Source organism: Iodobacter ciconiae (assembly GCF_003952345.1).
In the GTDB taxonomy this organism is placed as follows: Bacteria; Pseudomonadota; Gammaproteobacteria; order Burkholderiales; family Chitinibacteraceae; genus Iodobacter; species Iodobacter ciconiae.
The window spans coordinates 1007540-1028602 of record NZ_CP034433.1; the positions used below are offsets into that span (position 1 = coordinate 1007540).

Here is a 21063-nt window from a genome sequence, read left to right on the forward strand (position 1 = left end):
TATGAGTGCTGTCAAAAAAGCGCTTTCTGCTTACGGACAAACGAGTCTGGATACCGTGGTTGAATCTGCCAGCCCGCATCAGTTGATTGTCTTGCTTTTTGAGGGGGCAATTAAAGCGATTCAGCTAGGTAAGATTTATATGCAGCAGGGCCTTATTGCGCAAAAAGGTGCTGCTATTTCCAAGGCGATTGCGATAATTGAAGATGGTTTACGTTTGGCCTTAGACAAAGAAAATGGCGGAGAGTTAGCAGAAAACCTGGATGCTTTATACGATTATATTAGCTTTGAATTACTGCAAGCGAATATCAATAATACACCAGAGCGGTTGGATGAGATGCTGGGTTTACTTGATCAGTTAAAAGATGCTTGGTTGTCTATTGGGTTTAGTAAAGTAGAATCAGTCATGTCGGCCCCTGAGCGGGATGAACAAGACCGGAGTATTTTAAGTTATGGGCGTATCTGATTTTTCTGTATATACAGATTTAAAAGCATGTACGATAAAAATGCTGTCTGCTGCCAAAGCAGAAGATTGGGATAATATGTTGTTGCAATCGCAGTTTTTTGCAGAATTAAGTTCGAATTTGCCTATGATTCAATGGAGCACGTTAACGAGTTTGGAGCAGCAGCAGCTTGCCGAGCTTTTACAAGAATGTAATCAAAACGTGCAGGAGTTGGAACAAAGGGCGATCAGCCAACGTGGGGAGTTGGCTGCACTTTTGCAAAATATGTATAACACCGGAAAACTACAACGCGCGTATGACGTCTAATAACGGCCTGCCAGCTCCGGCGGGGGGATCGTCTAATGAATGGCATTGTCATTACTTGGATTCAATTGCTTTATATTAGCCTCGTATTGATTTTATTTTATGTGGCTGAACTGCTTTTATTTATGCGCAAAGCCTCCGTGCATAGAGAGGTGAGTCCTGATTCTTTTGAGGTGGATGCACTTCGAAAGGAAATTGCCCAGCTCCGGTTTGAAATGGATGCCCTTAAGTTACGTCTTGTTGCAACGCAAGCGGAGTGGAGTCAGCCTGCTGAGGTTGTTTTAGAGTCCAGTCAGGAGAGCCCCTATAGTCACGCCATTCGCTTGGCTAAATTGGGCGCCGATTCAAATAGTGTTGCGCATCAATGCGGCATATCGCGTGGCGAGGCAGATTTAATTGTTGCCCTCTACCGATCCAGCACACAAAGATAATCATGTTACCCGGCACCAGCCCTATCAGCTTGGTTCAGCACTACCTCAAAGCGCAAGAGGGTGTTGCTGAAGTTACGCGCATATCTGCCGATGATGTGCGCTATACGGTGGGCGAACGCGTGCATGCCACGGTGGCAAGTCTGTTGCCCAATGGCCGTTTTGCCGTCCTGATTAAAGATCAATTACTGGATCTGAATTTACCTAGAAACACCGAGCCTGGCGAAAAGCTCGATCTGACCGTGGTAAGCAGCAATCCTAAACTCACTTTTTCGATTAATAGTAGTGCAACGCCTCAGCCAGCCCTGCCGCAAGAAATGGTGCTTAGTCAGGGTGCGCGGTTTTTATCATCTCTCTTCACAAGGGGAGAGGTGGGGAAAGAGGGGCTTGCATCTGTATTAAATCAGGCTCGGGCACTGTTTGAAGGCTCACCGGATACTGCAAAGCTGGCAGATAAACTGGCACAAAAACTGGCTAATAGCGGCCTGTTTTATGAATCACATCAAGCCGAATGGGTGAATGGCGAACGGCCTTTGCAGTCTTTACTTAAGGAGCCACAAGCCGGGCTGCTTAAATTGCCCTTGCAGGCTTCTGCAGCCGGTATGGCTGAAAAAAATGCAGCACCTGTGGCTATGCCTGAGGAGGCCAGCTCAGAAAAAACTACTTTGGCTCCCGATGCCAGTGCCACATTGCGCCACTTGGTTCAACAACAGCTTGATGTGCTGGAGCAGCGCCCCGTTGTGTGGAACGGACAGGCCTGGCCGGGGCAGCCTGTGCGCTGGGAAGTAGAAGTCGAGAACGAGCGTGAAGGCCGTGGCGAGCAAGATGAAATTCAGCGTGGCTGGCAATCAAGGATGGATTTGCAGCTGCCTAATTTAGGTAATGTGGGGATTGTTGCTGTTTTACGTGGTGGTGAGTTTGCTTTACGTTTTGAAGCGTCTGCTGAAACTGCTGATAAAATTCTTGCCGAAACCCAGTCTTTACAAAATCGTTTTGAAGCGGCCGGTCTCACTTTGGTGTCTAGTCAGGTAGTAACAACCGAGCCTGCGAATGCCACGTAAATACCCCGTGAGTACACGTCAGCAGGCTGTTGCACTTGCTTATCAGCAAGGCAGTCGTTCCCCTCGTGTAGTTGCCAAAGGCAAAGGCTTATTGGCCGAGCGGATTATCGAGCGCGCTCAGGAGGCAGGCGTGTTTGTGCATGAATCGCCAGAACTGGTTGCGATGCTGATGCAAGTAGATTTAGATCAACATATCCCTCCTCAGCTTTATCGTGCCATCGCCGAATTGCTGGCCTTCATTTATCATCTGGAGCGCGGAGAAACAGCGATTGAACCTGTTTTTGATTTGCCGCCCATTGCCAACGATCAGCCAGAGTAAACCCATGCTTCGCCATCATTTAAAAAAGGTAACTTACGCAGTTGCCGCGCTTTTCTTTGCCCTCGGTTTTAACTACGGTAGCTGGGCTTCCCGTTTACCCGCTATTAAATTACAACTTAATTTAGATCCGGCACAGGTTGGCTTTTTGCTCTTGGCTGCGGGATTGGGGGCTGTTTTTTCCTTTCCGGTAACCACTGCTGCACTACAACGTTTTGGATCAAAAAAGGTGTGCCTGGGGGCCGGTTTAGCCTTGCCTCTGGTTCTGCCTGCTTTGGCTTTTGCCCCTAATTATGGTTTTGCCCTGGTTATTATGGTTTTTGAGGGTGTGGCGCATAGCTGTTTAAATGTGGCGATGAATGCGCAGGGTGTGGCGGTAGAGCTAGAAAGCGGTCAGCCGATTATGTCCAGGTTGCACGCCGTGTTTAGTCTGGGTGGTTTGGCTGCTGCACTTTTTGCCTCTTTGATGACGGGCGTTTCACCTGATTTATCTTTGCATCTGTGCATTGTGGCTGTGCTGATCTGGGGGGCTGTGCTGTGGGCTTCGTCACGCTTATTGGTCGATCGCCCTGAGTCTGCAGCAGCAGGAGGCAAGCATTTTTCATTGCCTACGGGGGTGGCTGTTTTGTTGGGTTTAATCGCTCTTTTTGGTACTATTGTTGAAGGCTCAATGGTTGATTGGACTGCATTATATTTACGCAATGATCTAAATGCTGAGCAGTGGATTGCACCGCTTGGTTTGGCAAGCTTTTCGGGTGCTATGCTCCTGGCTCGCTGGTTTGGAGATGGCTGGCGTACACGCTGGGGGAGCCGAAAACTTTTGTTTGCAGGTAGTGGTTTTGCAGGGATGGGCCTATTACTAGGCCTGGCGATAGGAGGGGTGATCCCCTCGCTGATCGCTTTTGCTGTGGTAGGTTTGGGTGTAGCTGCTGTATCACCTTGTGTCTATATGGCAGCAGCAAGGCAGGGAGCCGTGGCGCTGGCTGCGGTGACAACGATGGGATCGATTGGCGCTTTAATGGGGCCGCCTATGATTGGTTTTATTGCGCATACCAGTAGCCTGACCTGGGGGTTGGTATTTGTGGCAATGGGGGCGCTGGTAATTGCAATCTTGGTCAGAAAAATGACCTGGCCAGCTTAAGTAAAAGGCATCGCGGGTATCCCCGTGATGCCTTTTTCAAATAGAGCTTAAATTAACCCAAAACCATTTAAAAGAATAATAACGATTAATAGTGGTGCAACATAGCGCAGTAAAATAAACAGTACTTTAATTAGAGCGGGATTATTTAAAGTACCGCCATTAGATAACGCTTCTTTTAGCTTGGGCAATCCATAAGACCAGCCTGCAAACAGGCAAATTAAAATACCACCTACGGGCATAAGAATATTTGAGCTGATGTAATCAAATAAATCAAAAGCATTCATGCCAAATAATTTCCAGCTGGCCGTGAGTGATTGTGATAAAGCGGCAGGCACACCAACGAGAGCAATAGTCAAAATACTGATAGCGGTGGCTTTTTTACGGCTCCAGTTGCGGCGTTCAATTAGCATGGCAACAGGTACTTCCAAAATAGATAAGATAGCACCGGTAGCAGCAATGGCCGTCAGGATAAAAAACAGCGCCATAAAGATGCTGCCGCCCGGCATGCTGTGAAACACTGCCGGAATAGTGATAAATACTAGGGAAGGGCCTGCTGCCGGTTCAAAGCCAAAAGCAAATACAGCTGGAAAAATAGCCATTCCGGCAAGTAAAGATACCGTTAAATCAGCAAACATCACGCGGGTTGCCGTAAGTGGAATATTTTGCTCGGCGCGGAAATAGCTGCCATAAGTGAGCATCGTGCCCATACCGATAGATAGCTTGAAGAAAGCCAATCCGACTGCGGTCAAAATGACGGCTGCATTGATTTTGCTAAAGTCCGGGGTAAATAAAAATTCAAGGCCCTGCATTGCTCCGGGTAAAGTCAGGCTGCGGATACAAAGAGCAATCAACAGCAAAAATAACACCGGCATCAGTTTTTTGCTAACGACTTCAATGCCTTTGGATACGCCGCACATAACAATGGCACCAGTAAAGCCGAGCACAAGCCATTGCCAAATTAGCGCCGATTGCGGGTTGGCGACCAGCTCACCAAATACAGCTTTGGTGTGAGCCGGGTCGGTAGAGCCAAGCTGCCCTGAGAGTGCTTTAAAAATATAGGCAAAAACCCAACCTGCTACTTCGGTGTAAAAAGACAGAATGAGCACGGCAGCGGCAACACCCATATAGCCAACCAGTTTCCAGGCCTTCTGGTTTTTTGGAGCCAGCTTTTCAAAGGTTGTGATGGCATTGGCCCGGGATGCACGGCCCAGCATGATTTCCGTAATCATTACAGGTAAGCCAACTAAAAGTGTGGCAATGATATAAACCAGCAAAAAGCTTGCTCCACCGTTGGTTCCCGTCAGGTAAGGAAATTTCCAGATATTGCCAAGGCCGACAGCGGAGCCCAGAGTGGCAACAAGTACACCAAAGGTAGAGGTGAATCCGTCGCGGGATGAACTGCTCATAATGTATTTCCTGTTCTTGAAAGCAAATTAAGTGATGTTTATGTCTTTAACCCGTGCTTCAGATGCACGCTTAGCTTACTTGTTGAGTGCTAGTCGGGCAGGCACGGGTATAATCAGGGCAAGAAAACGGAGCTCTGCATGTTTAAGTATCTAGAAGACTTTGTCGGCCATACGCCTTTAGTACGTCTAAAACGAATGCCTGGCAACAGCAGTAATATTGTTTTGGTGAAGCTTGAAGGCAATAACCCTGCTGGATCTGTTAAAGACCGGCCTGCATTATCCATGATTCGGCACGCTGCGTTACGGGGTGATATAAAAATAGGCGATACTTTGATCGAAGCTACCTCGGGCAATACGGGTATTGCCCTGGCGATGGCCGCTGCAGTCATGGGTTATCGAATGGTTTTAATTATGCCCAAGAGCGCCAGCATTGAACGCGTACAAAGCATGAAAGCTTACGGTGCGGAAGTGATTTTGGAAGAAAGCATGGAAAGCGCTCGTGATTTGGCGCAAATAATGGTGGAAAAAGGGCAGGGCATCGTGCTTGATCAATTTGCTAATAGTGATAATCCGCTGGCGCATTTTGAAAGTACAGGGCCAGAAATCTGGCAGGATAGCCAGGGTTTGATTACCCACTTTGTATCGAGTATGGGTACAACTGGCACAATTATGGGCACGGGCCGTTATTTAAAGCAGCAAAATCCAGCGGTACAAGTCATCGGGGTACAGCCTTGTGATGGCGCGCAAATTCCGGGGATTCGCAAATGGCCCGTTGAGTACGTTCCTGGTATTTGTGATTTTTCTAAGCTGGATCGCATGATGGAAGTCAATCAGGCACTTGCTGAAGAAACTACGCGTCGTCTGGCAAGGGAAGAAGGTATTTTTGCAGGAATTTCATCGGGTGGTGCTTTGGCAGCCGCCTTGCAATTGTCGCAAGAAGTGGAAAACGCAGTGATTGTTTCCATTGTATGTGATCGTGGGGATCGTTATCTTTCGACCGGCGTATTCCCTGCGTAACAGGTCTGCTTTTTTTTCGGGACTAAACGCCTCCTGATTAATTTTTTCATGGAGAGCAGATTTTAAGCGTTAAGCGATAGAGCAAAAAGAAGAGTCCGATTTCGCAGAGAAAGGCATTAAGTGACTGGTTTTTCTGTGATGCTATGCTGTTTTTTTCTGTAGCCCAAGGTTTTGTGTTCTGAGCATTAAGCTGAAGTGTCTTTATAATCAGGGGATGCTTTGAAGTCCTCACTTAGATGTATTTGCAAGGAAATAAGCATGACCCCCGTTGATCTGCATTGCCACTCGAACCATTCCGATGGCCTGCTCCCTGCTCGTGAGGTGGTACGTAAAGCATTTGAACGGGGCTGCCAGTTGTTTGCACTGACTGATCACGATGAAACGCGCGGACTTGCCGAGGCTGAAGACGAAGCCCGCCAATTAGGAATGAAGTTTATTAATGGTGTAGAAATTTCGGTGAGCTGGGGCAAGCATATTTTGCATATCGTTGGTCTTGGCTTTGATCGAAACAATGAAGCGCTGCTGGCGGGGCTGGCCATTGTCCGATCCGGCCGTGCCGAGCGTGCCGAGCGGATGGCGGCCGAGCTGGATAAGGTGGGGATTCATGGCACCTTAGAAGGCGCCCGGCAGTATGCGGATAATCCGGAAATCCTGAGCCGTGCTCATTTTGCCCGTCACTTGGTCAAAACCGGTGTCTGTAAAGATATGGGCTCGGTGTTTAAGCGTTATCTGGTGCGTGGCAAGCCCGGTTTTGTTGAACATGAATGGGCGCGTTTGCACGAAGCAATTGAATGGATTCGCGGCGCGGGTGGCGTTGCTGTACTCGCTCATCCTGCCCGTTATGAAATGGGTAATGAAACACTTCGGGTCTTGCTCACCGAGTATAAACGCCTTGGTGGAGAAGCCATTGAGGTGGTTTCCGGCTGCCATGGTATTCCTGATGCAGCACGATTTGGCAGGCTGGCTCAGGAGTTTGGTTTTTTAGCGTCTTGCGGCACGGATTATCACGCGACTGGAGAAGGCGCGCGTGAGCCAGGTCTGAATCCCGATTTACCTATGGACTGCCAGCCTGTCTGGCATCGCTGGTTGCCACCAGAGACGATGTCCTCTTCCTCAACTTTAGGTTAAATAATGTCTCAGTTTTTTTCGATTCACGCAGAAAATCCGCAAGCACGCCTTATTAAACAAGCGGTTGATATTATTCGTAAGGGTGGAGTGGTGGTTTACCCTACGGATTCTTGTTATGCCATCGGCTGTAAGCTTGACTCTAAGGATGCTTTAGAGCGAATCAAGCGTATTCGCCAGTTAGATGACAAGCATCACTTCACGCTGGTTTGCAGTGATTTATCGCAAATTGGCACTTACGCTAAAGTGGATAACCGAGTCTACCGCATCCTGAAAGCGACTACTCCCGGTAGTTACACTTTTATTTTGGAAGCCTCAAAAGAAGTGCCACGCCGAGTCTGGCATCCTAAGAAATCCACAATTGGTTTGCGTGTACCGGATCATCCAATTGCTTTGGCGATGCTGGAAGAGCTGGGTGAGCCCATTTTATCGTCTACTTTAGTTCTGCCTGGTGATGAAGATCCTTTAACTGATGCCTGGGAGATTCGTGATCGCCTGGAGCATGAGGTTGATCTGGTGATTGAAGGTGGTTATTGCGGGATGGAGCCAACTACGGTGGTGGATTTATCGGGTGATCAGGTGGAGTTGCTGCGCGCTGGTAAGGGCAGTTTGCTGCCCTTAGGTTTATAACGGCTCAGAGGCAGCCAGCAGCGCATTGAATAAAGAAGGGTATTAAATGGAATTTAATCTGATTCAAAAAATTGCTATCTGGGCATTGCCGGTTCTGTTTGCTATTACTGCGCATGAAGCGGCGCATGCCTATGTTGCGAAGAAGTTTGGCGATCCAACGGCTTATTTATTAGGTCGTGTGACATTTAATCCGCTTAAGCATATTGATCCGATCGGAACAATTTTACTGCCCCTGATTTTTCTAATTTTGCCGGGTGGTTTCTTATTTGGCTGGGCAAAGCCTGTGCCGGTTGATTTTGGGCGGCTAAAAAAACCCAAGCAAGATATGTTATGGGTCGCAGCAGCGGGGCCTGGGGCTAATTTTGCGATGGCGATTATATGGGGCCTGTTTTTTAAACTGGCCGAGGGACTTGATGGCAGCTCGTTTCAATTGCCGCTGGCTTATATGTCGCAGGCAGGGATTAGCATTAATGTGTCTTTGATGGTTTTGAATTTGATCCCGGTGCCGCCACTAGATGGCGGTCGTATTTTGTTGTCTCTGCTGCCTAATCATCTGGCGGCAAGGCTGGCTCTTGTAGAGCCCTATGGCATGTTTATTTTGATTGGCTTACTGGCTACAGGTGTATTGGGTGGCATTATGGCGCCGTTTATGGCCCTGGCTTATCGTCTCGTTCATTTTATTGTTTGATAAATAGTGCTGCTGCCGGGCAGGCGTTCGTAATGACGCTGCTCTTTGATTGTTTTTTATAGGATTTGCGATGTTCCCCGATCGTGTTCTTTCTGGTATGCGCCCCACTGGCAAGCTGCATCTTGGTCATTACCACGGTGTATTAAAAAACTGGGTGCAATTACAGAGTGAATACCAGAGCCTGTTTATGGTGGCTGACTGGCATGCACTGACGACTAATTATGATGATGTCAGCGTAATAGAAAAAAATGTCTGGGATATGGTTATTGACTGGATTGCTGCCGGGGTGGATCCGGCTCAGGCCTGTATATTTATCCAGAGTCGTGTACCCGAGCATGCAGAATTGCAGCTTTTATTATCAATGATTACACCACTGTCCTGGCTGGAGCGCGCCCCTAGTTATAAAGACCAGATCGAAAAGCTTAGCCATAAAGACTTGGATACCTTTGGCTTTTTGGGCTACCCGCTATTGCAGGCTGCGGATATTTTGCTTTATCGCAGTAATTTAGTGCCGGTTGGCGAGGATCAGGTTCCGCATATTGAAATTACCCGTGATGTGGCGCGCCGTTTTAACCATGTATTTGGCAAGGAAGCGGGCTTTGCTGAAAAAGCAGAAGCGGCGATTAAGAAAATCGGTGGTAAAAAAGGCAAGCTTTACGATGGATTACGCACTCGTTATCAGCAAGATGGTGATGTAGACGCCCTGGAAGCGGCACGCTCTCTTTTGCAGGAAACACAGAATTTAAGCCACGGAGACCGGGAAAGATTATTTGGTTATCTGGAAGGCGGCGGCAAAATGATTTTGCCGGAAGCTCAGCCGCTTCTTACCGAAGCCGCACGCTTACCCGGGCTGGATGGACAAAAGATGTCTAAATCCTATGGCAACACGATTAATTTGCGTGAAAGTGCCGATTCGGTAACAAAAAAGATCAGGCAAATGCCTACAGACCCGGCGCGCGCACGCCGTGCGGATGCTGGCGAGCCAGAGCGCTGTCCTGTATGGAAGCTGCATCAGGTTTATTCATCGCCCGAGGCCAGAAAATGGGTGGTAGAAGGCTGTAAAAGTGCAGGTATCGGGTGCCTGGAGTGCAAACAGCCGGTGATTGATGGCGTGCTCGCAGAGCAAAAACCGATGTTCGAGCGTGCCCAGCCCTATCTTGAAGACCTGACACTGGTCAAAAGCATTGTGGCCGATGGCTGCGAGCGGGCAAGAGATCTGGCCAGGGACACGATGCGGGATGTACGTGAAGCAATGGGGCTGTCTTATTACTAGGAATAGAGTTGGTGCGCGGTAAACAGGAGGTAATATGTCAGAAAAAAAACGCAGTGCAGTATTGCCGGTTGTTCTAATTGCAGTGGGTGGCGGCTGGTTAATTAACGAGCTGCAATTGATGCCGCAAATGGGCACATTAATTATTCTGGGGTTGATTGCTGCGGGGATTGCTGTGCTGGCATTGGAAGGAATAAATAAATCCAGCGTGGTTACTGCACCAATGTTGATTGCAGCAGGCTTTGCACTCTATTTGAAGGATTATCATGCAATCGGACTTAAACTTTCTATTCCAGCCTTAATGGTTTTGGCTGGCTTATTGATGTTATTGGCAAGATCCAGCCATATTGCGGACCGGGCAGAGCAGAATATACAGGAATAGAGAGATCGCTTTAAAAAGAGACATCACTTAACCATGCTTTAATCCAGGTTAACGACGGCATGCAGGGCGGCAAAAGCGCGTTTTTGTTCTGCTGTCCACTGTTTTATTGTGTATTCGGTACTTGCTGCTGCAGCTCGATCATTAAACTCAACAACCGCCAATAATTTAATGGGCGGGTGAATTCGCGTATAGCGGGCACCTTTGCCACTTGCATGGGCAGCATAGCGTTTTTCTACATCCACGGTAATTCCTGTATAAATTGAATAATTCTGGCATTCGATCAGGTATACGAACCATGGTTTGTAGGGGCTTGTTAATTCTTTAGGCATATTGTATGACTTTTTCAGCATCACTTGATAATGCGCTTTATCTCACTTTAGAGGATGGATGTAAATCATTACGTTTTGACGGACATTCAATACAAAGTGCAATGAATCTGGATGATCCTTATTCTCTGGCTTTGGGTTACTCGCAAACGATGATGGGTTTTCTGCTTTTTGTTCCGGATCCAAAGCGGGTATTAATTGTGGGCTTGGGTGGCGGCTCTTTGCCAAAATATTGCTATCGCTATTTACCTGAAAGTAAAGTAACCACGCTGGAAATTAATGAAGAGGTTATTGCATTACGTCATGAATTTTTTATCCCCGATGATAATGAGCGATTTCGTATTATTCAAACCGATGCAGTTGATTATATAACGCACGGGCATGCTGAGGCTGATGTCATTATGCTGGATGCTTATGATCATGAAGGCCTGCCAGCTTCTCTTGCAACAGAATCTTATTATGATCATTGCCGTATGGCTTTAACGGATAAAGGGGTGCTGGTGATTAATTTGTGGGGAACAGATCCCCAATTAAATATTTATATCGAAAGATTAAAGCGGGTTTTTAATGAGCGTGTTTGGTTTTGCCGTGCATTCAATAGCTATAACGTGATTGTTTTTGCCAGTAAGGATGAAAACTTTAAAATAAACTGGATTAAGCTGCTGTTTTCAGCATCCAGGATGGAAGCTCTGCATGATTTGGATCTGCAGGGTATTGTGCGGCGTTTGCGTGCAGGCCTGCAATATAGCCTGGGCTGATTTTTTACAAACTGAAGAAGCTGGTATGATTCGCTCCTTATTTGAAGGATTAAAAAAAGAGATCAAGAAATGCAAGAATTTGAAGTTGAACTCAGCAATGAATTTATTGAGCTGCATAATTTATTGAAAATCACCAATGTTGCCAGCTCAGGCGGGCAGGGGAAACAAATTGTTGCTTCGGGTGATGTGCTGGTTGATGGTCAGCAAGAGCTGCGTAAAGCGTGCAAAATTCGTGCGGGGCAGGTGGTTCAGGTGGGGGAATCGGTGCTGATTCGCGTTGTGGCCGCCGCCGAGTAAATAAAAATGAAAAAAATCACTTCTGCAGACATCATTGCGCTGGCTGCATCGGCAAAGGCGTCTTCACGCCGCCGGGCTAATCTGAATATGCATAAAGAGTTAGCAGATCCGATCCAGCGCCTGGCCATTGCCATGGAGCCGGGCACGCTGGTTCGTCCGCATCGTCATCCGCATACCTGGGAGCTGCTCTACCCTTTGGCCGGAAGATTTGTGGTATTGCATTTTAATGATGCAGGTGAAGTGATTGCCCGCCAAATTCTAGGTGAAGACGCTGCTTTGCTGGAAACCTGCCCGGGGGTATGGCACGCCGTATTATCTTTAGATCAGGGCGGGGTGATTTTTGAAGTGAAGCATGGCCCCTATATGCCGATTGCCGCGCAGGACTTTGCGCCGTGGGGGCCTCTGGACGGTGATAGTAGAGTGGCCGATTTACTGGCCTGGTATCAGCAGGCTCAGGTGGGGGACCGCTGGCTTGCCTGATTAGTCCGTAACCACCTGATGGAGAAGTATTCACGGCCAATATGTTGATATTTCTGCTTATGATGAAAAGCACATACAGTGCTTTTCATCATAAGAGGGCGGTTAATCCAGGCTCAGTGTTTCTTTGTCCAGCTCGATGGCCTTATCTACAGCGGCTAAAAATGTCTGGCGTACCCTCAGTTTTGTATTTTTATGGGCTTTCATACTGATTTTCTTCAGTGACTGGGCTACGGCTATGGCGCTATCAGCCAGAGCTTCCGGTTCAACCAGTAAATCTAAAAATCCTGCCTCTGCCGCGCCTTGCGGGCTAAACATTTCTCCATTGATGACTGAGCGCTCAAATGCTGCCGGACTCAAGCGATTGCGCGCAATAACAATCCCTGTGTAGGGCATGGTCATTCCAATTTGTACTTCATTCAGGCCAATGCTAAACGGGCCTGTTACACCGATACGGTAATCTGCAGACAGCAATAAAAAAGCACCTTTGGCAATGGCGTGCCCCGGGCATGCAATGATAACAGGGTAGGGATGCGCTAACAGACGGCGGCTTAGCTTTGAGCCCGCAGTTACAAGCGGCACGGCCTGATCCAGGCCAGAGCTCATCACTTTCAGGTCGTAACCAGCAGACAAAATGCCTGGCCCTGACGTAATAATAACCACCGCCTGATCTTGCTCAGCCTGATCAAGGGCCTGGTTAAAAGCATCAATCACAGCCATGGAGATAGCATTTACCTTGCCATGGCTTAGGGTCAGTATTGCAATGCCATCGGTCAATTGATAAGAAATAAGTGAGTTCATTCTTGAGCCCGGGTGGAAGATTGGGTGTAAACCTTATCGGCTCTATGCTTATTGGTAAAGTGGGGCAAGCCCACTTTTTTTGCAATCAAAGGGCTATAAATACTTGAAAATAGCCTTAGATTATTGCGCGCATATTTCTTTTTTCTTTCATTGAGTGGTGCATTGATTGGAAGGTGTGGTAGATACCACTCAAATGTAATGAATAATATGTACTAAATATACAAATAAAAAATGACAATAGGATATGATTTTCAGGGCATTTTTATCCCCTTTTTATCGAAAAATGCACGGTAATAGTACAAGGCACACTGCATAAAAAGCATAAAAATGTTTGTATTTTTTTTGAATCCTGGCACTGGCGGGTTTATTAATAAGCAGAGTCGTTAAAATTTTCTTACAACTAACTTGTGTTATTTTTAGTATTTGCTTGCTTTTTTGAAAGTGTTTTTGTATCTCCTTGATTGGATTGAAATAAGTATTTCATTGTATTGTTGTTTTGATATTAATTTGATCGATTTAGCCACTGCTTTTATCGTAAGCAAATCAAGCTGGGATTATCCCTAGCTTGTCGCTAATTCTTTGATTTGCATCAAGTGTGTCAGAAAAATTAGCATATATTTCCTCCCCGTTTAGCTCTTGTGTTAGTTACATATCGTTACATTCGCATTATTCACCTATGGTAATTTTTCCTTAGCGAAAGCCGCAGATACAAATACAGCGGTTATGCAGAGCAAGGAATCTCACGTTTAAGTGAGTATTTGTAAGGCTAAATATCAGGGGGCTTTCATGCATATAAAAAAATTATCAGTTGCGATTGCTTTAATCGGTGCTGGAGCTTCAATAAGCGCTCAGGCTGAAGAAATAGTAAATAAAGTTGAGCGCGTTGAAGTAACAGGGTCGAGCATTAAGCGCGTGAAGAAAGAAGGTGCAACTGCCGTAGAAACGGTAAATCGTAAAGCAATTGAAAAAACCGGCGCTACTACTGTTCAGGAGCTGGTAAAGAATATTACTGCTGTTGATTTTTTTGATTATGGTGATCAAAAAGCAAACTCTCCAACCAGCTCTGGCGCTTCGAATATTAAAATGCGCGGCTTGAATGAAAGTGATGTGCTGGTTTTGATGAATGGCCGCCGTATTCCTACTGCTGCATTTACAGATGTAGGTGGTGCAGGGGCTGCGGTTGACATCAATATGATTCCGCTTTCTGCAATTGAGCGTGTAGAGGTATTAAAGGATGGCGGCTCTGCCATCTATGGCTCTGACGCTGTTGCAGGGGTCGTAAATTTCATTACCAAGAAAAACTATCAGGGCGGTGAAATTCGCGGTGGTTTAGGTCAGTCCAGCCGCGGGGATGGCACAGAAAAAACGTTTGGTATGACCGGTGGCTATGGTGATCTGAATGAGCAAGGGTTCAATGTTTTAGCAACATTTGATCTGTTGAAGCGCGATGCAATCTATGCAAAAGACAGAGACATGACGAAGTCTAATGATTTTAGGCGGTTCGGTGGTTCAGATGATCGCAGTGACTATTCGCCCTATGGCAATTTATTAAATGATGATGGCGATATCATTGGCACGGTTAAGCCAGGTTGCCCGGCAGAATTGCAAGCCGATAAAGGGTGTAAGTATGACCCTCTGGCGTCACTCTTAACGATTAATAATGCAGCTGACCGAATGGGCACAATGCTGCAAGGCAGCGTAAAGATTACTGACAATATTACGGCGATGGTGCAAGGCTTTTATTCTAAGTCAACTGACCATTTTGAGGCCCATCCGGTTCCCGATGTATTTTTGACTGCGGATGGTAAAGAATATCTAGGCCGGTTTATGCAGGCTGGCCCGCGGACAACGGATCGCGAGTCTACCCTATCCCAATTGACTGCAGGTCTGGATGGCAGTACGGGTGGTTTTGACTGGAGTGTTTCTGCTGGGTACGGTGTCAGCAAATCAACTAATCAAGACAGCAACTATTTGCATGCAGTGAAGTACAAGGAAAACAAAGATAAGATTGATGCCACATCAATCACTAATGATCAGGCCTTAGTCGACAGTATCAAGGTAAGCCCGCTGCGTGAAGCTGAAAATAAACAGTCATTTTTTAATGCAAAAGTGAGTGGCGAGACAGGTATTAATCTGGATGGTGGGGCGGTTGCATTTGCTGTTGGTATGAGCCTGGTGAAGGAGTCATTGGTTGATACGCCTGATTTATTAACCCAGGCGGGTTTGGTTAAGGGCTCGATTAAACAAGCGGCAACCGATGTTTCTCGTACAGGTCAGGGTTTGTTTGCCGAGTTAGCCATTCCTGTTACAAAGGCGCTGGAGTTTCAGGCGGCTGCCCGTTACGATCAGTATGATTCGGAATCCCATCTATCACCACGTTTGGCCGTTCGGTTCCAGCCTATTGCCGAGCTAATGTTTCGCTCTTCATTTTCGGAAAGCTTCCGTATGCCTTCGCTTAAGCAAATTAGCGAAAATCCATCGGAAGGCTCGTATAAGTTTTCTGGTGAAGACTGTAAATATATAAATAAACCTGAAGGCTGCAATGTAAGTGGTTATACGCAAACAAAAGGAAATGCTAATTTAAAACCTGAAATTGGCAATTCATTTAATTTTGGTGCAGTGGTTGATATCGGTGTATTTAGCGGTAGCCTTGATTGGTGGTTAATGAAAAAAGATGATGTAATCACTACGCCAACAGAATCTGAGGCATTAGCTGCAGGCCAGTGGTTTATTCGGGATAAACAGCCTATTGTATTCAAGCAATTATTGAATCGTGGCAAGTTTGAATCATCCGGTATTGATACTGATTTAAGAGTGCGCCTTCCTCTGGAAATTGCTACGGTTACTTTTTCAAATAGTAATTCTTATTATTTATATAGCAAATCTACCAATGCGGCAGGAGAGATGGAGGATGGACTGGATGTCATGATTAATGGCACTCCAACACCCGTTTGGCGTAATACTTTCCGCGTTGATATTGAAAAGTCAGGCTGGTCGGGTGGTGCTGCTGTTCGCTCTACAGCGGGCTTTAAAGATTCAAAAGTAAGTGTTGATGATAAAGCGAATTATGATCCGGAGACTAAGCGCGTTGATAGTTTTACCGAAGTCGATCTTAACCTTAGCTATACCGGTTTTAAAGGGATAAAGCTTGATTTTACGGTGAAAAATGCACTGGATGCCGAGCCCCCATTCTCTAATGTTGGGACAACATTCCAGTATCCGGGATATGCCCCAATTTATAGTGCACGCGGTCGTTTCTATAGTCTGGGCGCAAAGTACTCGTTCTAAAAAAAGGGAAGTGTTTCCTGTGAGGGCTTTGTCCTCACAGGTCATCCTTTTGCTTTATTCACAGAGTGCAGCAAATATAACGATTTTTTTTAAACTGGCATTATTTTGTATTGGTGATGCCTGTACATTAATAATCTGTCATATTTTTTGTTGACGTTAATTTATAAAATTAAGCATAAAAATAAATAAAAAACAGCTGCAGTCTGATTGTCTGAGATTATTCTTATTAATTTTATGTTTAATTGTTATTTTTGACGGGCTAGAGAAAACCCTAGTAAAAAATTATTATTTACAGGCGTATGTTAATAGCAGCTTGATTATTTTATTAAGCTATTTCGTAAATTATTTAAAGGAGAGCATCGTGGAAGCTTTTGGCCAGAATGCACGCGATCGCCGTGCAGTGGGCTTAATGGGGGTGGCTGCCTTGCATGTGCTCGTTGTTTATGCGCTGGTTACCGGCTTGGGTAAAGATCTGGTTAAGGTCATTCAGCAAAAAGTTGAAGTGGCTGTGATTAGTGAGCCGCCGCCACCGCCTCCGCCGCCACCACCTCCGAAAATTGAAAAAGTGGTGAAAGAAACAGCTCCGCCGCCACCAAAGCAGCAGCCGGCTTATGTTCCGCCTCCTGTCGTTGCGCCGACGACCCAGTCGGCCAATACGGTTCAGGCGACTTCGGAAGTAAAAGCGCCTTCGGCCCCGGCTGTGCCTCAGGTCACCGCGGCCCCGGCAACCCCTGCCGGTCCGATTTCAACGGTGGGTAATTGCAGTAAATTTGGTGGCCTGGAGTTTCCTCGCAAGGCTTTGAGTGAAGATATCAGTGGAGTGGTCACGATTGTTTACAAGACAAATTCAGACGGAAAGCTGAGCGAAATTATCAGCTCTAAGTTTACAAGTGGGATTCCAGCATCTTTCCGTAGTCAGTTTTTGCAAGCGGCCAAGCAGTCTTTACAGGGTAATAGCTGCAAGCCGGATACGATTTTTGAGCAAGAGCTTTCTTTTAAGCTCGATACAGAATAATTAGCCCCTCACTTTTTTCATGGAGTATCCCGATCATGGCCAAGTTCTCCCGCCAATTTTTTATGTTCGCAGCCGCTGCTGCAGCGTGTGCACTGCCAGTACTGGCAAATACCACGACAGCCGTTGCCAATCCGTATGGTATTGATGCTTTATGGGCGCAAGGTGATATCGTCGCTAAAGGCACTTTAGTCATTTTGCTGACTATGTCGGCGGCAACCTGGTACGTGGGTATTGTTAAGATTCTGGATCAGCGCCGCCTGATTAAATTAGGTCGTGATTTACTTAAAGCACGTGGCCCGGAGCTGCTGAGCCGAGCTAAAGAGCTGAAAGATGACGGTATTTACAGCTCGGTAGCCCATGCAGGCGCACAGGCTGCGAGCGAGCATCATGGCGAATTAAGCAAAAATGTAGACCTGAATACCTGGGTTTCGATGGCAACTTACGATGCAGCAGATCATGCCAGCAGCCAAATGCAGGCAGGGATGTCGGTGATTGCAACTGTTGGCTCTACCGCTCCTTTTGTTGGTCTTTTTGGTACGGTTTGGGGCATTTACCATGCACTGACAGCAATTGGTATTTCCGGGCAGGCTTCGATTGATAAAGTGGCAGGCCCGGTGGGTGAGTCGCTGATCATGACGGCAATCGGTCTGGCTGTTGCCGTGCCTGCCGTATTGGGTTACAACTGGCTGGTGCGCCGTAATAAGTTAGTGGTGGAAATGGTTCATGCTGTAGCTGCCCGCCTGCATACCAATTTACTCAGCACACCTAAGTAATCATTATGAGATATCTGCGGCCAGGGCAAAGGGCATCCAGCCAGGATGACGATGTAATATCAGCGATTAATACCACGCCATTGGTTGACGTGATGCTGGTTTTGCTTATTATCTTTTTAATTACCATTCCAGTAGTAACGCAAACGATTAAACTGACTTTACCTAAAGAGGTCAATATTCCAACGCAAACCAAGCCGGAAAACATTGTTTTAGGCGTGGATGATAAAAGCAATATTTATTGGAATATCAGCCCAGTGAAGTCAGATGAAGAATTACTGGCCCGTTTGGTTAAAGTTGCAAAAATGGATCCCCAACCGGAAATTCACATTCGTGGTGATATGTCTTCCAAATATAGTTCGGTAGGGCGGATTGTATTAGCCGTACAAAGGGCGGGGATTGTAAAAATTGCCTTTATTACCGAGCCTCCTGCCAGAAATTAATGGAAGAGTGAAGTGCCGGGCAATGGTTTATGCCATTTAAACTGTTGCCCCACTGAATCATTAGATAAGTAAATGCGCTGTGGAGAACAATTATGGGTATGCAAGTCGGTGGTAATGACGATGATATGATGATGGAAATCAATACCACGCCATTGATTGACGTGATGCTGGTTTTACTGATTATGCTGATTATCACTATCCCAATTCAAACACATGCTGTCAAACTGGATATGCCGGTTAATTCACCTGCTAAACCGGCAGAAAAACCGGAAATAGTTCAGATTGATATTGGCAGTAATAATATTATTTCATGGGCTGGCACTCCTTTGGCAGATCGTGCTGCTTTAGAAAAAAATCTGTCTGAAGCAGCCCGCAAAGCCGTGCAGCCAGAGTTTCATATTCGCCCTGATAAAGATGCAAATTATGAATCTGTTGCTCTGGTTCTGGCCAGCTCGCAGCGATTAGGGGTAAAAAAGATTGGTATTGTCGGGCATGAGCAATTTATAAAATAATTGAAAGCAGGGCATTTTTGCCCGGCTTTTATATCGAAGAAAAGATAAAATTGAATAGCAGGCATTAACCTCTTTTTATGTATGCAGATTAAAAATAATCGCAAAGAAAGATCTGATTAACCTTTGCCGGGAAATATTTTGAATAAAATAGCGATAAGCCTTGCTGTATTTTTTTCTTCTGCGCCGCTATTGGCGGCGCAAGGTGGTGCATTGCTTTTACCTTCTGCCGCTGATATTGCACGCCAGTGTCAGCAGACAATTTCTCAGGCAAAAGAAAAAATGGCTGCATTGGAAAAATTGCCACTGGCAAAAGTCAATGCAGCTAATACATTGGGTGAATGGAATAGAATTAATCAAAACCTGGATCACTTTGGCGGGCCGATGGGTTTGTTATCAGAAGTGAGCCCATCAGCACCAGTGCGTACTGCTGCTGATGCGTGCAATTTAAAAATGTCTGCACTGATCAGTGAAGTTTTACAAAGTGAGGCTCTATATAACCGGTTTAAAGCTTTAAAGCCGAAAGATGCTATTGATGCAGAGGCTAAAGCCGATTTGCTTAGCTATTTTGAAGATCGTGGCGTTAATTTATCCAAAGAAAAACGTAAAGAATTAGCCGCTATTTTTAATAAAATAGAAAAATTGCAACAGGATTTCTCCCGCAATATGCGGGATAATCAGGCCAGAATCAGCTTTATGGCTGAAGAATTAAAAGGTGTTTCGGCCAGCTTTTTAGAGTCTGCCAAAAAAGATGCAGCAGGCCAGTATGTATTGGGTTTTGATTATCCCGAAATTGATGCGGTGATGGGCTATGCAGAAAATGAAGCTAGCCGTGAGCGTTATTACATTGGCCGGATGAAAATTGGCGGCGCGGCTAATTTACAAATTTTAAAAGAAGTTGTCGAATTAAGAAAAAAAATTGCCCAACTCGCCGGTTATTCCAGTTACGCCGCATTTGCTATTCGTAATAAAATGGCCGCAACACCCGAAGCAGTTAATACTTTCCTGGCCGATGTGCAAACGCGGGTTACCGCCTTAGAAAAATCAGATATCGAAGAGTTGCGCCAGGAAAAAATCCGCTTTACCGGCAAGGCCGACAGCGTGTTAAAGCGCTGGGATGTGCAATTTTATGAAGAGCAGTTAAAAGCCCGTCGCTATCAGCTTGATCAAAAACAAGTGCGTGAGCAGTTTCCTACCGAGCCGACCATTGCCTGGATGATGAACGTCACCGGCACACTCTATGGCGTTGATTTTCGCCCGAATGCCCAATTAAAAACATGGCACAAAGAGGTGCGTGCTTATGACGTATTTGATCGCAGCAGCAAAAAATACCTCTCCAGTTTTTACCTCGATCTTTTCCCGCGTGATGGTAAATATAAACACGCAGCAGCTTTTCCTGTGCGCGGCGTCAGCAGCTTAAGCGGGCAAACACCTGTCAGCGTTTTAGTCACCAATTTTAGTCGTGAAGGCTTTAATCAGAATGAGCTGGAAACGCTTTATCACGAGTTTGGCCACATTATGCATGGCGTATTATCCAAGACACGTTACACCATGCATGCAGGCACATCGGTGAAGCGTGATTTTGTTGAAGCGCCATCACAAATGTATGAAGAATGGGCGCGCCGGCCCGAAGCGGAAGCGTTATTTAACGATACTTGCTCAAGCTGCAAGCCGATTGATCCTCAGCTGATTGCCAAAATGGACGAGGCCCGCCGTTTTGGCCGCGGGCTGAAATACGCCCGTCAGGTACTGTATTCCGCTTATGACATGGCTCTGGCTGCTGCAGACGCGGCAGATCCACTGGCTGTATGGCAAAAGATGGAGGGTAAAACGCCGCTGGGCTATGTGGCAGGTACAGAGTTCCCCGGCACCTTTGGTCATATCGTGGGCGGCTACGCAGCAGGCTATTACGGCTATATGTGGTCTGAAGTGTTAGCGCTGGATATGTTGTCTGCCTTTGGCAGTAATGTCATGGATGTACAACAGGGCAAGCGTTATCGCGAACTGATTTTGGAAAATGGCGGTCAGAGGCCGGCGATGGAGCTGGTTGAAGAATTTATTGGCCGTAAACCTAATGCTGATGCGTTTTTTCAGGAGATTAGCGGTCAGCGTGGCGTGGCGGCTAAAGCGGCTGAATGAATAGCTGGTTGA

At 46.4% G+C, this 21063-nt stretch carries 24 protein-coding genes; 21 read left to right on the forward strand and 3 right to left on the reverse strand.

Going from position 1 to position 21063, the window contains the following annotated elements:
• Position 1: 1 nt before the first annotated feature.
• From fliS to EJO50_RS04465, 6 genes are read left to right on the forward strand one after another with little or no spacing between them, the layout of a single operon-like run.
• Positions 2-463: a flagellar export chaperone FliS gene (fliS, locus tag EJO50_RS04440; RefSeq protein ID WP_125971848.1), complete on the forward strand. Its 462-nt coding sequence runs from the start codon at positions 2-4 to the stop codon at positions 461-463.
• The gene (locus EJO50_RS04445; RefSeq protein ID WP_125971850.1) at positions 450-767 is read left to right on the forward strand and encodes a flagellar protein FliT; all 318 of its coding nucleotides are present in this window, start codon (positions 450-452) and stop codon (positions 765-767) included. Before fliS ends, EJO50_RS04445 begins: the two co-directional genes overlap by 14 nt.
• Positions 768-802: 35 nt before the next feature.
• Positions 803-1195, forward strand: coding sequence for a DUF2802 domain-containing protein (locus tag EJO50_RS04450; protein ID WP_125971852.1), 393 nt, complete (start codon positions 803-805; stop codon positions 1193-1195).
• A gap of 2 nt (positions 1196-1197) precedes the next feature.
• Entirely contained in the window at positions 1198-2253 is a 1056-nt protein-coding gene (gene fliK, locus EJO50_RS04455) for a flagellar hook-length control protein FliK (RefSeq protein WP_164521428.1), read from the forward strand.
• Entirely contained in the window at positions 2243-2572 is a 330-nt protein-coding gene (locus EJO50_RS04460; RefSeq protein ID WP_125971856.1) for an EscU/YscU/HrcU family type III secretion system export apparatus switch protein, read from the forward strand. The genes fliK and EJO50_RS04460 overlap by 11 nt, the downstream gene beginning before the upstream one ends.
• Positions 2573-2576: 4 nt before the next feature.
• Positions 2577-3710, forward strand: a complete 1134-nt coding sequence (locus EJO50_RS04465; protein WP_125971858.1) for an MFS transporter — start codon at positions 2577-2579, stop codon at positions 3708-3710.
• Between the two features lie 47 nt (positions 3711-3757).
• Here EJO50_RS04465 and EJO50_RS04470 read toward each other — a convergent pair whose 3' ends face one another.
• Positions 3758-5116 carry a sodium-dependent transporter gene (locus EJO50_RS04470; protein ID WP_125971860.1) on the reverse strand — a complete coding sequence of 453 codons (1359 nt, stop codon included), beginning with the start codon at positions 5114-5116 and terminating at the stop codon, positions 3758-3760.
• A 138-nt stretch (positions 5117-5254) separates the two neighbouring features.
• Here EJO50_RS04470 and cysM point away from each other — a divergent pair, with 138 nt between their 5' ends.
• The 6 genes from cysM (at position 5255) to EJO50_RS04500 (ending at position 10228) form a co-directional block, all read left to right on the forward strand.
• Positions 5255-6133, forward strand: a complete 879-nt coding sequence (gene cysM / locus EJO50_RS04475) for a cysteine synthase CysM (protein WP_125971862.1) — start codon at positions 5255-5257, stop codon at positions 6131-6133.
• Positions 6134-6391: 258 nt separating this feature from the next.
• Positions 6392-7261, forward strand: a complete 870-nt coding sequence (locus tag EJO50_RS04480; protein WP_125971864.1) for a 3',5'-nucleoside bisphosphate phosphatase — start codon at positions 6392-6394, stop codon at positions 7259-7261.
• Between the two features lie 3 nt (positions 7262-7264).
• Entirely contained in the window at positions 7265-7888 is a 624-nt protein-coding gene (locus tag EJO50_RS04485) for an L-threonylcarbamoyladenylate synthase (RefSeq protein ID WP_125971866.1), read from the forward strand.
• A gap of 46 nt (positions 7889-7934) precedes the next feature.
• Positions 7935-8576, forward strand: coding sequence for a site-2 protease family protein (locus EJO50_RS04490; protein ID WP_125971868.1), 642 nt, complete (start codon positions 7935-7937; stop codon positions 8574-8576).
• Positions 8577-8646: 70 nt separating this feature from the next.
• Positions 8647-9849 (forward strand): tryptophan--tRNA ligase, encoded by a 1203-nt coding sequence (locus EJO50_RS04495; protein WP_125971869.1) that lies wholly within the window; start codon positions 8647-8649, stop codon positions 9847-9849.
• 34 nt (positions 9850-9883) lie between these two features.
• Positions 9884-10228: a hypothetical protein gene (locus tag EJO50_RS04500; RefSeq protein WP_125971871.1), complete on the forward strand. Its 345-nt coding sequence runs from the start codon at positions 9884-9886 to the stop codon at positions 10226-10228.
• 38 nt (positions 10229-10266) lie between these two features.
• On the opposite strand, the gene EJO50_RS04505 is transcribed toward EJO50_RS04500, so the two are convergent.
• Complete coding sequence (locus EJO50_RS04505) at positions 10267-10557, reverse strand: GIY-YIG nuclease family protein (RefSeq protein ID WP_125971873.1); 291 nt, start codon at positions 10555-10557, stop codon at positions 10267-10269.
• Between the two features lie 5 nt (positions 10558-10562).
• Here EJO50_RS04505 and EJO50_RS04510 point away from each other — a divergent pair, with 5 nt between their 5' ends.
• The 3 genes from EJO50_RS04510 to EJO50_RS04520 all read left to right on the forward strand — a co-directional run bounded on the left by EJO50_RS04510 (position 10563) and on the right by EJO50_RS04520 (position 12089).
• Positions 10563-11312, forward strand: coding sequence for a fused MFS/spermidine synthase (locus EJO50_RS04510; protein ID WP_125971875.1), 750 nt, complete (start codon positions 10563-10565; stop codon positions 11310-11312).
• A gap of 69 nt (positions 11313-11381) precedes the next feature.
• Positions 11382-11609, forward strand: coding sequence for an RNA-binding S4 domain-containing protein (locus EJO50_RS04515; RefSeq protein ID WP_125971877.1), 228 nt, complete (start codon positions 11382-11384; stop codon positions 11607-11609).
• 6 nt (positions 11610-11615) lie between these two features.
• Positions 11616-12089 carry a WbuC family cupin fold metalloprotein gene (locus tag EJO50_RS04520; protein ID WP_125971879.1) on the forward strand — a complete coding sequence of 158 codons (474 nt, stop codon included), beginning with the start codon at positions 11616-11618 and terminating at the stop codon, positions 12087-12089.
• Between the two features lie 102 nt (positions 12090-12191).
• Here EJO50_RS04520 and EJO50_RS04525 read toward each other — a convergent pair whose 3' ends face one another.
• Positions 12192-12887, reverse strand: coding sequence for a crotonase/enoyl-CoA hydratase family protein (locus EJO50_RS04525; RefSeq protein ID WP_125971881.1), 696 nt, complete (start codon positions 12885-12887; stop codon positions 12192-12194).
• Between the two features lie 786 nt (positions 12888-13673).
• On the opposite strand from EJO50_RS04525, the gene EJO50_RS04530 reads away from it, so the two are divergent.
• The 6 genes from EJO50_RS04530 to EJO50_RS04555 all read left to right on the forward strand — a co-directional run bounded on the left by EJO50_RS04530 (position 13674) and on the right by EJO50_RS04555 (position 21051).
• A complete protein-coding gene (locus tag EJO50_RS04530; RefSeq protein ID WP_125971883.1) occupies positions 13674-16175 on the forward strand; it encodes a TonB-dependent receptor plug domain-containing protein in 2502 nt (833 codons plus the stop codon).
• Between the two features lie 361 nt (positions 16176-16536).
• Positions 16537-17190, forward strand: a complete 654-nt coding sequence (locus EJO50_RS04535; protein ID WP_125971885.1) for a hypothetical protein — start codon at positions 16537-16539, stop codon at positions 17188-17190.
• Between the two features lie 35 nt (positions 17191-17225).
• Complete coding sequence (locus tag EJO50_RS04540) at positions 17226-17963, forward strand: MotA/TolQ/ExbB proton channel family protein (protein ID WP_206434450.1); 738 nt, start codon at positions 17226-17228, stop codon at positions 17961-17963.
• 5 nt (positions 17964-17968) lie between these two features.
• Complete coding sequence (locus EJO50_RS04545) at positions 17969-18403, forward strand: ExbD/TolR family protein (protein ID WP_125971887.1); 435 nt, start codon at positions 17969-17971, stop codon at positions 18401-18403.
• A 92-nt stretch (positions 18404-18495) separates the two neighbouring features.
• The gene (locus EJO50_RS04550) at positions 18496-18915 is read left to right on the forward strand and encodes an ExbD/TolR family protein (RefSeq protein ID WP_125971889.1); all 420 of its coding nucleotides are present in this window, start codon (positions 18496-18498) and stop codon (positions 18913-18915) included.
• Positions 18916-19053: 138 nt separating this feature from the next.
• Positions 19054-21051, forward strand: coding sequence for a M3 family metallopeptidase (locus tag EJO50_RS04555; protein ID WP_125971891.1), 1998 nt, complete (start codon positions 19054-19056; stop codon positions 21049-21051).
• Positions 21052-21063: the final 12 nt, after the last annotated feature.